The 9,902-nt window shown below is 67.6% G+C and carries 15 protein-coding genes and 1 pseudogene; 12 read left to right on the plus strand and 4 right to left on the minus strand.

What is annotated here, in order from left to right:
• Positions 1-89 precede the first annotated feature (89 nt).
• Positions 90-827: an XRE family transcriptional regulator gene (locus IEZ08_RS38360; RefSeq protein WP_189244174.1), complete on the minus strand. Its 738-nt coding sequence runs from the start codon at positions 825-827 to the stop codon at positions 90-92.
• A gap of 172 nt (positions 828-999) precedes the next feature.
• On the opposite strand from IEZ08_RS38360, the gene IEZ08_RS38365 reads away from it, so the two are divergent.
• From IEZ08_RS38365 to IEZ08_RS38380, 4 genes are all read left to right on the plus strand, one after another.
• Entirely contained in the window at positions 1,000-1,344 is a 345-nt protein-coding gene (locus IEZ08_RS38365; protein ID WP_189244175.1) for a hypothetical protein, read from the plus strand.
• A 4-nt stretch (positions 1,345-1,348) separates the two neighbouring features.
• Entirely contained in the window at positions 1,349-1,819 is a 471-nt protein-coding gene (locus IEZ08_RS38370; protein WP_189244176.1) for a GntR family transcriptional regulator, read from the plus strand.
• 67 nt (positions 1,820-1,886) lie between these two features.
• Positions 1,887-2,444, plus strand: coding sequence for an HD domain-containing protein (locus tag IEZ08_RS38375; protein ID WP_068920862.1), 558 nt, complete (start codon positions 1,887-1,889; stop codon positions 2,442-2,444).
• Between the two features lie 164 nt (positions 2,445-2,608).
• On the plus strand, positions 2,609-3,067 hold the full coding sequence (locus IEZ08_RS38380) for a hypothetical protein (RefSeq protein ID WP_189244177.1): 459 nt from the start codon (positions 2,609-2,611) through the stop codon (positions 3,065-3,067).
• Between the two features lie 111 nt (positions 3,068-3,178).
• Here the strand turns inward: IEZ08_RS38380 and IEZ08_RS38385 are convergent, their stop codons facing one another.
• Both IEZ08_RS38385 and IEZ08_RS38390 read right to left on the minus strand, forming a co-directional pair.
• Positions 3,179-3,655 (minus strand): NUDIX hydrolase, encoded by a 477-nt coding sequence (locus IEZ08_RS38385; protein ID WP_189244178.1) that lies wholly within the window; start codon positions 3,653-3,655, stop codon positions 3,179-3,181.
• A gap of 2 nt (positions 3,656-3,657) precedes the next feature.
• Complete coding sequence (locus IEZ08_RS38390; protein WP_189244179.1) at positions 3,658-4,398, minus strand: helix-turn-helix domain-containing protein; 741 nt, start codon at positions 4,396-4,398, stop codon at positions 3,658-3,660.
• Positions 4,399-4,548: 150 nt separating this feature from the next.
• Between IEZ08_RS38390 and IEZ08_RS38395 the strand changes: the two genes are divergently transcribed.
• The gene (locus tag IEZ08_RS38395; RefSeq protein ID WP_229803951.1) at positions 4,549-4,767 is read left to right on the plus strand and encodes a hypothetical protein; all 219 of its coding nucleotides are present in this window, start codon (positions 4,549-4,551) and stop codon (positions 4,765-4,767) included.
• Positions 4,768-4,944: 177 nt separating this feature from the next.
• On the opposite strand, the gene IEZ08_RS38400 is transcribed toward IEZ08_RS38395, so the two are convergent.
• Positions 4,945-5,280: a GntR family transcriptional regulator gene (locus IEZ08_RS38400; protein WP_189244180.1), complete on the minus strand. Its 336-nt coding sequence runs from the start codon at positions 5,278-5,280 to the stop codon at positions 4,945-4,947.
• A gap of 129 nt (positions 5,281-5,409) precedes the next feature.
• Here IEZ08_RS38400 and IEZ08_RS38405 point away from each other — a divergent pair, with 129 nt between their 5' ends.
• The 7 genes and pseudogenes from IEZ08_RS38405 to IEZ08_RS38435 all read left to right on the plus strand — a co-directional run.
• A complete protein-coding gene (locus IEZ08_RS38405; protein WP_189244181.1) occupies positions 5,410-5,763 on the plus strand; it encodes an SCO3933 family regulatory protein in 354 nt (117 codons plus the stop codon).
• A complete protein-coding gene (locus tag IEZ08_RS38410; protein WP_229803952.1) occupies positions 5,756-7,105 on the plus strand; it encodes an FtsK/SpoIIIE domain-containing protein in 1,350 nt (449 codons plus the stop codon). The genes IEZ08_RS38405 and IEZ08_RS38410 overlap by 8 nt, the downstream gene beginning before the upstream one ends.
• Positions 7,106-7,129: 24 nt before the next feature.
• Positions 7,130-7,756, plus strand: coding sequence for a DUF2637 domain-containing protein (locus tag IEZ08_RS38415; protein WP_189244183.1), 627 nt, complete (start codon positions 7,130-7,132; stop codon positions 7,754-7,756).
• Between the two features lie 29 nt (positions 7,757-7,785).
• Positions 7,786-8,133, plus strand: coding sequence for a hypothetical protein (locus IEZ08_RS38420; RefSeq protein WP_189244184.1), 348 nt, complete (start codon positions 7,786-7,788; stop codon positions 8,131-8,133).
• Positions 8,123-8,281: a hypothetical protein gene (locus IEZ08_RS38425; protein WP_189244185.1), complete on the plus strand. Its 159-nt coding sequence runs from the start codon at positions 8,123-8,125 to the stop codon at positions 8,279-8,281. Before IEZ08_RS38420 ends, IEZ08_RS38425 begins: the two co-directional genes overlap by 11 nt.
• 96 nt (positions 8,282-8,377) lie before the next feature.
• The gene (locus IEZ08_RS38430) at positions 8,378-9,436 is read left to right on the plus strand and encodes a replication initiator (RefSeq protein ID WP_229803953.1); all 1,059 of its coding nucleotides are present in this window, start codon (positions 8,378-8,380) and stop codon (positions 9,434-9,436) included.
• A pseudogene (locus IEZ08_RS38435) lies at positions 9,423-9,902 on the plus strand (IS5 family transposase); the annotation flags it as partial. The gene IEZ08_RS38430 and the pseudogene IEZ08_RS38435, both read left to right, overlap by 14 nt.

Here is a 9,902-nt window from a genome sequence, read left to right on the forward strand (position 1 = left end):
GCTGAAGGAACGCATCCATGCCATATCAAACGAGCGACCACCAAATGAGTCACGCTCTAAGTTACGTTCGATCTTGTTGAGGTCTCATGTCAGGCCCTGTGAGCTGCGGGTTCAGCACTGGTCCAGACGTTCTCGAAGCTGTCGAGGTAGGTTGCTGCTGTGCTGTCGGTCTCGCTGCGGGTGAGGTAGATGACCGGTGCGTCAGGGGCACGGGTGCCGTAGGCGTGCAGGTTGATCAGAAGTTCGTCGTCTGCGCGGTAGATGGAGTTGTAGAGCACTGTCTGGTGTAGCCGGATCTCGATGCCCTCGACGTCCTGGAGTGGCCGTAACAGGGCAAGGGTGTTGCGGATCCGGGCGGCCATGACGTCGGGGCCGACGCCTTCTTCTGTCCCCCGGGCCGCTACGGCTGGGCTTTCGGGGTCGCCCAGCAGGATTCGTACCCGTACTCCGGCTTGGGCTCGCTGGGTGAGGATGCGCAAGAGTCCGGCGTCTTCGGCGAGGAACAGGCCGCTGTAGACCAGGATGCCGATCTCGTCTTGTGCGGATTGGAAGAAGGCACGCCAGACCTCGGCCGGAACGGCCCAGCGGTGGGGGTAGACCGCTTGGATCTCCCCGAGGTTGCTGCCTCGTCGGCTCCGGGAGTCCACGGGCCACAGCTCGCCCTCGTCGACGTCGAGGAGATCGGCTACGGCCAGACGGTGGCGGGGATGCGGAGTTCGGCCGGCGATCCAGCGGGTGACGGTCTTGGGGTCGACGGCCAGGCGGGCGGCCACGTCGACGGGATGCAGTCGTGCCCGGATGAGTGCGTGCCGGAGGGTCTCGTTCATGAGGGGCGCCCCTTCCACAGGGTCGGTGCCTGCGACGCTAACACAAGACGTCCCTAGACGTCCCTAACTCGTGGTGCCGAAGTCCCGCCCCGGAAACCACCCTCGACGGCAAGGGGAGCCCAGCGCCCGGGCTCCCCTCCTTCCTCCTTCACACCGATGGGAGTTCCGCCGCATGGGCACCGTGAAAGAGAACCAGCACGCCTACCAGGTCGACCTGCTGACCGCGCTGCACGGTGAGCTGACCGACCGGGAGACAACCGCAGTCCTGATCATCGATCAGAAGGGCCGCCCCTGTCTGGACGTGACCGACAGCGCCTTCCGGACCCGCCGGGTCTATGTCCACCTGCCGTTTCAGTGGTTCTACTGGGGCGATCAGCCCGACGAGCGGGTGTCCTGCCTGCGCCTCTTCCGGGCCGCCGACGTCATCGCGGAAGCTGCTCGGGCCGGATGGCGTGAGGGTGAACAGGGGGAGCTCGGCCTTGACCTCAAGAAGATCATCGACGCTTACCGCGCCTGAGTCGATGTCCACCGAGGAGAGCCGGTGGCTGACCGGCGGGCAGGTCTATGACCAGATCGCCGCTCGGCTGCGTGCCCGGATCACGGCGGGCACCTATCCGCCGGGAACCGCCCTGCCGTCAGAGGCGGCCCTGGTGGCAGAGTTCCGGGTGGCTCGGGCTACGGCCCGGCGGGGCCTGGCGATCCTGGAGGACGAGGGCCTGATCGCCACCCTGCCCGGCAAGGGGCGTGTGGTGACCGATGATTCATCCGGCGGGCCGTCGTATCACTATCAGATGATCGCTGGTGACCTCCGCGAGCAGATCCACGCCGGGACACTCGTCGCCGGGACCATACTGCCCAGTGAGCATGTGCTCCGGCGGCGGTATGCGGCTTCGCGCAATACGGTCCGTCAAGCTCTGGCCGAACTGGAGCGGGAAGGGCTGATCACCACCGAGCATGGCAAGGGCCGGTTCGTCCGACTGCTCCACGATTGAGACGTCTCAGGACGTCCCGGGCCGGACTCTGGAAGTCCCCCAGGGGCCGGCCTTTATCGTGAACCGCATGGGACAAGCTGAATGGGCCCGTGAGCTGGCCAGAACCATCCTGGAAGAGCCGTTGCCGCGCCGCTGGGCGCACTCCCAGGGTGTGGCCGCGAAGGCCGAATCGCTGGTGCCGATCCTCGGGGAAGAGGCGGACCTGCTGATCGCCGCGGCCTGGTTGCATGACATCGGCTACGCCCCGGATCTCGTCGACACCGGCTTCCATCCGCTTGACGGCGCGCGTTATCTGCGTGACGTGGTCGAGGCCGATGGCCGACTGTGCCGTCTGGTCGCCCACCACACCTGCGCGGTCAACGAGGCACGCAACCGCGACCTCTTCGACGCGCTCACGAGCGAGTTCGGCCAGGAGCGCCCCGAGTTGGTCGAGGCGCTGACCTACTGTGACATGACCACCGGCCCGGACGGCGTGCCCCTTGACGTCACCGAGCGCCTGGCCGAGATCCACTCACGTTACGGCCCTGAACATCTCGTCTCACGATCGATCACCGCGTCGACGCCCTACATCCTGTCCGCAGTCCGCACCGTGCAGGCTGCCTTGGAGCAGAGTCAGACGGCGTGATGGCCTCCCCGCCTTTGCCCTGCGTGCTCTGGCGGTCTCACCGTGAGCTGTGCCATCACTCTTAGCGCAACTGCGTCAAGCGGTGAAGCGATCCGGCCTGGGCAAGGACTCGGTCGTATTTCCGACCGTTACGTAACGGCGCCGAGGCCGCTATGGTCCCGATCATGAAAAAGGCGCTCGGCTGTTTGCTGGTGGTGGTCGCGGGGGTCGTAGTGTGGGGCACTATCCCTGTTCTCGTGATATTCGGTGATGCCTGGGAGCATCGGAGCGTCTGCGATGCGCAATACGAGGCCGTCGAAGCGGCGCTGAAACCCGTCAACCTCCTGGACGCTGCTCCACCTGGCGCCATCCCGGGCCAAGAGCTCTACCGCTCATGCGACGATCCCGATGACCACCATGCCATGATCAGCCGCTTCTACAGCCTTTCCGGGCAGTCCCGCTCACCCGAGGACATCCAGTCCTTCTACCGGGATCTCGCCCTATTCAATGGCTGGGAGTTCACCTCCGCCGGAGATCCCGGGGACGAACCGAGCTGCATCCTCAAGGGGAACATCAACTTTGAGGTGTCCTTCGACTCGGAGTCGGACAGCTACATTGTGAGTGCGTCCACCTGGCCCTGCTGAGCGCAACCAAATCATCGGTGCCGCCTTCCCGAGTGAGCTCTCCTCTTTTGCAGGCACCCATTTGGGTTCCCCCGCCGACCGGTCTGGCCTCAGAGCACTTACGAATATCCGTTATCCGATGTACGGCGCCGCCCGGTCGGCCAGGTAGTGGCCGATCCGCAGGCGCATTGACCGGTCCATCGTCAGCGTCTCGACCTCCTGGCGTGGCACCCAGCGCACTTCCCGGGACTCGTCGCTCGGTGTCGGCTCGCCTTCGACGGCACGGGCGGTCAGCACGATGGAGAACTCTTGGCGGGCTTCGCCGTTGGAGGTGTAGAGGATGACATGGCGGGGGTCGGTGTACGTGCCGACGATTCCGGTGATCTCGCACCGGATGCCGGTCTCCTCCAACGTCTCGCGGATGGCCGCCTCGGGCAGGGACTCGCCCAGGTCGATCGCGCCGCCGGGCACGGCCCAGTTGTCGTTGTCGCTGCGGCGGATCATCAGGATCTCGCCCGCGTCGTTGGTGACCACGACGTTGACCGACGGTACGAGGCTGTTGGGCGCGGGTGCGGTGGGGTCGTCGTAGAAGTCGATGCGGCGGGCCATGATCAGCACTCTACGGGCGTCGCGCTGTCCCAGACATCGTCGAAACTCTCGGCGTACATCGAGACCATGTCCCCGCCCAGCACCTTGCGTAGATGCATGACCGGGGCGTCGGCGGCGAACTTGCCGTAGATGTGGGTGTTGACGAGAAGCTGATCGCCGCCGCGGTAGATGGAGTTGTACAGGATCGTGTGATGCAGCCGGAGCTCTACTCCATCGACGCGCAGCAGCGGCCGGTAGAGCACCAGGGCGGTTCTGATCTGGGCGGCCATGCCGTCGCCGAGGCCTTCGTCCGCGCCGCGCTGGGCGACCTCGACTGAGTCGGGGTCACCGAGCAGGATCCGCACCCGTGCGCCTGCGCTGGCCTTTTCGGCGAACAGGCGCATGATGCCGGTGTCCTGGGCGATGAAGATGCCGCTGTAGACCAGGACGCCGATCTCCCGTTCGGCCTGCGCGAACAGACGTCCCCAGGCGTCCCTCGGCACGGCCCAGCGGTGCGGGTAGAGCGTGACGATCTCGCTCTCGGAGGCGGCAGCCACCTGCTGAGGCGTCAACGCCTCGGGCCACAGGTAGGACTCGTCCGTTTTCAGGAACGAAGCCACTGCAAAACGGTGCTTCCGGTACGGCGTGCGGTTTTTAGTGATCCACCGCTCCACCGTTTTCGGATCCACCTGAATCGCCTCGGCCAGTTCGGTCACCGATGCCCCACGTTCGAGAAGGGCTGCGCGCAGTCGCTCGTTCGCCATTCCACCTGCCCGCACAGGGACGACTAGGGACCTGGCAATCGTAGACCGGACGTCCTGAACATGTCCCGTCCTGTAGTGATCTCGTCCCCCCTGATCAGCGCACTCTCGGTATCGCACACCAACGGCCACCGACCGAAAGGAGCGATACCAATGATCACCACCATCATCAGCCCGCTCGACGAAACCCCCGGCTGCGTCTGCGGCGCGACCCTGGAGGAGGGACAGACCCTCTGCCGCAAGTGCCACGCCCGGGAGCGCTGGCTCAAGCGCCGGGACGCCAAGCGCCGGACCAACAAGCGACGCGGTGAGAGTCGCCGGCCGGCCGGCCGCCCCCGCAGCATCACCGAGGTCGGGGTGATCTGGACGTGAGCGCGCTCCTGCTGATCATCGGCCTGGTTCTCAGCGCCGCCGTGTTCGTCGGCTATGTGCTCGTCATGGTCGGCATGCGCCAGGAGGACCGGCGGCGGCACCTGTCCGCCACTGCGCCCAGCCGTACGGCGGGCCTGGCGCGCCGGGTCACCGGCTGTCATGTGCGGGGTGAGAGCCTCACCTACGGTCGGACAGTTGCGCCTCGACCTTCGCCAGTCGTTCCGATAGGTCGCGCAGCGTGAGGCGGATCTCGGCCAGCTCGTCGGCGGGCGGTGGGGCCGGCGGGACATCGTCGCGGACGAAGACGCCCTTGCCCTGCTGGCCGATGACCAAGCCCTCGTTGCGCAGCAGGCCGACGGCCATCTTCACCACGCTCAGGGACGCGTCGTACTGCTCGGCCAGCTGGGCGGTGGAGGGCAACGGAGTACCGGGCGCAAGGGAGCCGCCGCGGATCTGCTGACGCAGTTCGTCGGCGATCTGCAAGTACGCGGGTTGCCCGGTGTTCTTGACCATCCCGCCCTTCCTTTCGCCGTCAGTGCCTCTAGTTGAGCACAGGCGGGCGACCAAGCCAACCACGAGGACGTTGACAACCCAGCCAACTAGGTTAACTATGTTGACCAGGATGAATAAGGAGGTCACCGCATGCGCAACATCCCGATCCCCGTCGACACCCACCGCCTGCGCTTCAGCTGCGCCAAGGCTCCGCGCCCCCGCCTGCTCGACCAGGAGAGCGGCAAGATCAAGACCGACAAGCAGGGCAACACCATCTATGAGACCGTGCTGCTGGCCGAAGACGAGTTCGGCCGGATGGAACTGGTCAAGGTCGGCACCTCCGGCGAACCCCCGATCGCCCAGGGCCAGGACGTCGTTCCGACCGGCATGATCGGCTACACCTGGGAGCAGACCCGCAATGGCGAAGTTCGCTGGGGCATCAGCTACAAGGCCGCCTCGATCGTGCCCGTCTCCGGCAAGCCGGGAGGGGGCGAACGTGGCTGATCTCCTCTGGGCGCTTATCGGCCTGCTCTGCCTGCTGGTGTGCCTCCGCGTCTGGCGGCGCGTGCACTACCGCTCCTTCTGGCTCCTGGTCGGCTACCCGCTGACCGCGCTCAGCGTCCGCGCTACCTGGCGCAAGGTCGCTCTCGGCTGCGGGCTGACCAAGAAGCGCCAACGCTGGTGGTTCACCCTGACCCCCGGCGCGGTCGCCTCCACGGGCCTGGTCAAGGTCCGCCGCCGCTTCCAGCGGGTGGCCGTCGACACCAAGCCGTGGATGTGGCTGCCCAAGCCCACCCGCTATGGCTGGCGCGTCACCCTGCACACCCTGGAAGGCCAGATCCCCGAGGACTACGCCGAGGCGGCCGAACGGCTCGCGCACTCCTGGCGAGTGCACGCCATCCGGGTCTCCTCGCCCCGGCCCGGCCGGGTGGTGCTGGCCGCGACCATGCGTGATCCGCTGGTGCGCATCGATCAAGTCCCGGCCTCCTCGGAGCTGCTGAAGGTCACCGTGGGACGGCTGGAGACCGGCAAATCCTGGGTGATCGACTTCCGTACGGTCCCGCACTGGATGAACGCCGGGGCCACCCAGTCCGGCAAGTCCAACCTCGCCAACGCCCTGATCGTCGGACTGGCACCGCAACCGGTGGCCCTCGTCGGCTTCGACCTCAAGGGCGGCGTGGAGTTCACCCCCTACGCGCCTCGACTGTCGGCGCTGGCCACCTGTCGGGCCGAGTCGGTACGCCTGCTCGATGACCTGGTGGCCCTCATGGTCGACCGGATGGGCCTGTGCCGCCAAGCCGGGGCACGCAACATCTGGCAACTACCCCCGGCCATCCGCCCGGTTCCGATCGTCGCCCTGGTCGACGAGCTGGCTGAGCTGTATCTGATGGCCGACAAGAGCGAGAAAGACGAGATCGCCAAGACCTCCACCGCACTCCTTCGCGTGGCGCAACTCGGGCGGGCCTTCGGGATCTACCTGTTCTGCTGCGGCCAGCGCATCGGCTCCGACCTCGGCCCCGGAGTCACCGCACTCCGTGCGCAGTGCTCAGGCCGCATCTGCCACCGGGTCAACGACCCCGAAACCGCCACCATGACCCTCGGCGACCTCGACCCGGCCGCCCTGGTGTCGGCTCGCTCCATCGCCGCCGAGACACCTGGTGTCGCCATCGTCGCCAGCCAGGACGGCCAGTGGTACCGGGCGCGCTCCTTCTACGTCGCCGAGCACGCGGCCGAACACGCCGCCCGCATGTACGCCGATCTGACCCCGTCCTGGGCCGAACTCACCGAAGGCATCCACGACGCCGAGATCAACGATGCCGACCTCGACGAGCTGCTCAACGCCTGACCGATCACTTGAAAGGGGGATGCGATGCGACGCCTTGCCTGCCGACTGCTGGACTCCGGACCGATTCTGATCCTGGCCGTCATTGCGGGTGCCGGATCGTTCACCCACATCCGCGACACGGCCACCGAATACGGGCAATCGGGCTGGATGGCCTGGGCGGTGGCCGTGTGCATCGATCTGACCTGTGTGATGGCCGCCCGGGAACGCCAGCGCGACAAGAAGACCGGCCGCGCCCGCTCCGGACCAGTCTCCTGGCCGACCCTGGTCCTGACCGCCGGGATCGTGCTGTCCCTGGCCGCCAACCTCAACCAGGCCGATCCATCGGCGTGGGGATGGATCTGCGCAGCGACTCCGGCGGGCGCGTTCCTGATCGCGGTCTCCATGCTGGAGCGCCGCGCCTCGGCTCCTCGCCCCGAACCGGCCCCGGTACCCGTCCCGAATTCTGCCCCGGAGATCGTCACCGGACCGGCCGAAGTTCCTGCGCTCGTCTCGGCCGAACCCGCATCCGAACTCGTCGACTACGCCCGGCGCGTGGCCGACGACTACCACGCCACCCACGGCCAACCGATCACCCACGACACCCTGCGCGCCCGGCTGGGCGTGTCCCACCAGCTCGCCACAGACCTGCTCAACGCCCTCCACACCGCCTGAGGAAACCGCCTGACGAGAGGAGAAACACGATGACCGCCACCGACTACCGAGCCGCCGTGATCCAGGGCCTTCGGGACCTGGCCACCTTCCCGGAAGCCAACCCCGCTGTCCCCATCCCCCGGCACGACGTGACGTTCCTGTACTTCCCCACCCGGGGCACCGATGCCGAGATGATCGCCGAGATCGACCGGATCGCCACGCTCCTGGGCGTTACGCCCGACCCCTCGGACACGATCTACGGCCACCACAAAGCGCGCCTCGCCTTCGGCCCGGTCGGCTACGAGGCACTCGCGGTTCTGGCCGCCCGACACGCTCAGCATCAGGCCGACACCAGCTACTCCGGCTACGTCACCCCAGCAGCCGTCGATGCGGCCTGACCCGCCCGACGAGGCGATCCCCTCGCCCGACCCTCAACCGCTTCCGCCGATCGAACCCAAGCGCTGGCGCTGCTGCCACTGCGGCGGCACCGGCCTCGACTCCTACGCAGAGACCTGTCTGCACTGCGAGGGCCTCGGCTTCTGCTGAGCCCTCGGCGCCCCCGGCCTGGCCGTACATCCGCCAAGACGCCTGCCAGGTCGGGGGCCATCCCTCCACCCGAACGAGCGAAAGGAGGTCTCCATCTTGCCCGCAACCCACACCCGCTCGCACGCGATCGCAGGCATGATCACCCGCCTGAACGATCCCCACTACGCCCGCTGGGCCGCCCAGATCCACCGCACCGGAGGCTGCCGCCAACCGATCCACCTACGGGGCCGCGTCGACCACATCGACCGGACCACCGGCGAAATCCTGCACCGCTACAGCACCCGCCACGAACCGGACGGCGTGCTGCGCGTCCCGTGCAAGACCCGCCGCGCCTCCCGCTGCCCGGCCTGCGCCGAGACCTACCGGGCCGATACCTACCAGCTCATCCGCGCGGGCCTGGCCGGCGGCAAGGGCGTCCCGGCCTCCGTCACCGCGCACCCGTGCCTGTTCGTCACCCTGACCGCACCGTCCTTCGGCACAGTTCACGCCCGGCGGGAGAAGGACGGCAAGCCGCTGCCCTGCCATGCCCGCCGCGACGCTCCCACCTGTCCGCACGGACAGGTGATGTCCTGTACGGCCCGGCACAGCGCCGACGATCCCCGCCTCGGCGAACCGCTCTGCCCGGACTGCTACGACTACGCGGGCAGCGTGCTGTTCAACGCCCTGGCTCCCCAACTGTGGCGGTACTTCACCGACGCCTTGCGCCGTCGCATCGCCAAGCTCGCAGGGCTGACCCTGCGCGAGCTCCGCGGGCAGCTCACCCTCTCCTTCGCCAAGGTCGCCGAATACCAGCGACGCGGCGTGGTGCACTTCCACGCCGTCATCCGCCTCGACGGCCCGGACGGACCCGCCTCCCCGCCTCCGGCCTGGGCGAGTGCCGACGCCCTGGCCGACGCCGTACGGCATGCAGCCTCGACCGTCTCCGTGACCGTCCCGGACATCACTGACGAACCCGCCCGGGTGCTGCGCTGGGGTGAACAGCTCGACATCCGACCGATCACGATGGGCGGGGAGCTGACCGATCAGGCGGTGGCCGGCTACATCGCCAAGTACGCCACCAAGGCCGCCGAATGCGTCGGCACTCTTGATCGACGTCTCAGCCCGCTCGACGATCTAGGGCGTGTCGTCAAAGTTGCTGGACCTGGGGCAACATGAAGGCGTGGTACGTCGCTACGAACTGACCGATGCCGAATGGCAGGCGCTGGAACCGCTGCTGCCCCGATCGGTGATGGGACGCCCCCGGGCCGATGACCGGCGGGTCCTCAACGGGATCGTCTGGAAGTTCCGGGCCGGCGTGGCCTGGCGGGACGTGCCCGAACGGTACGGATCATGGCGCTCCCTGCACACGCGGTTCCGCCGCTGGGCCAGGAACGGGACCTTCACCGCGATGCTGCAGGCGGCCCAGGCCCGGGCCGATGCCGCCGGTGACATCGACTGGCTGGTCGCGGTGGACTCCACCATCGTGCGCGCTCACCAGCATGCCGCGGGAGCGCGAAAAAAGGGGCCACGGCCCCGGCGCTCGGGCGCTCCCGGGGCGGGCTGACCTCGAAGATCCACCTGGCCTGCGACGGCCGGGGCCGGCCTCTGGCCTTGGTGGTGAGCGCGGGCAATGTCAACGACT

Origin of the sequence: Planobispora rosea (assembly GCF_014648175.1) — a bacterium.
Classification (GTDB): domain Bacteria; phylum Actinomycetota; class Actinomycetes; order Streptosporangiales; family Streptosporangiaceae; genus Planobispora; species Planobispora rosea.

Bases quoted from the DNA above. Each gene is read 5' to 3' on its own strand.
- IEZ08_RS38360 (WP_189244174.1), bottom strand. From the start codon at position 827: ATGAACGAGACCCTCCGGCACGCACTCATCCGGGCACGACTGCATCCC.
- IEZ08_RS38365 (WP_189244175.1), top strand. From the start codon at position 1,000: ATGGGCACCGTGAAAGAGAACCAGCACGCCTACCAGGTCGACCTGCTG.
- IEZ08_RS38370 (WP_189244176.1), top strand. From the start codon at position 1,349: ATGTCCACCGAGGAGAGCCGGTGGCTGACCGGCGGGCAGGTCTATGAC.
- IEZ08_RS38375 (WP_068920862.1), top strand. From the start codon at position 1,887: ATGGGACAAGCTGAATGGGCCCGTGAGCTGGCCAGAACCATCCTGGAA.
- IEZ08_RS38380 (WP_189244177.1), top strand. From the start codon at position 2,609: ATGAAAAAGGCGCTCGGCTGTTTGCTGGTGGTGGTCGCGGGGGTCGTA.
- IEZ08_RS38385 (WP_189244178.1), bottom strand. From the start codon at position 3,655: ATGGCCCGCCGCATCGACTTCTACGACGACCCCACCGCACCCGCGCCC.
- IEZ08_RS38390 (WP_189244179.1), bottom strand. From the start codon at position 4,398: ATGGCGAACGAGCGACTGCGCGCAGCCCTTCTCGAACGTGGGGCATCG.
- IEZ08_RS38395 (WP_229803951.1), top strand. From the start codon at position 4,549: ATGATCACCACCATCATCAGCCCGCTCGACGAAACCCCCGGCTGCGTC.
- IEZ08_RS38400 (WP_189244180.1), bottom strand. From the start codon at position 5,280: ATGGTCAAGAACACCGGGCAACCCGCGTACTTGCAGATCGCCGACGAA.
- IEZ08_RS38405 (WP_189244181.1), top strand. From the start codon at position 5,410: ATGCGCAACATCCCGATCCCCGTCGACACCCACCGCCTGCGCTTCAGC.
- IEZ08_RS38415 (WP_189244183.1), top strand. From the start codon at position 7,130: ATGCGACGCCTTGCCTGCCGACTGCTGGACTCCGGACCGATTCTGATC.
- IEZ08_RS38420 (WP_189244184.1), top strand. From the start codon at position 7,786: ATGACCGCCACCGACTACCGAGCCGCCGTGATCCAGGGCCTTCGGGAC.
- IEZ08_RS38425 (WP_189244185.1), top strand. From the start codon at position 8,123: ATGCGGCCTGACCCGCCCGACGAGGCGATCCCCTCGCCCGACCCTCAA.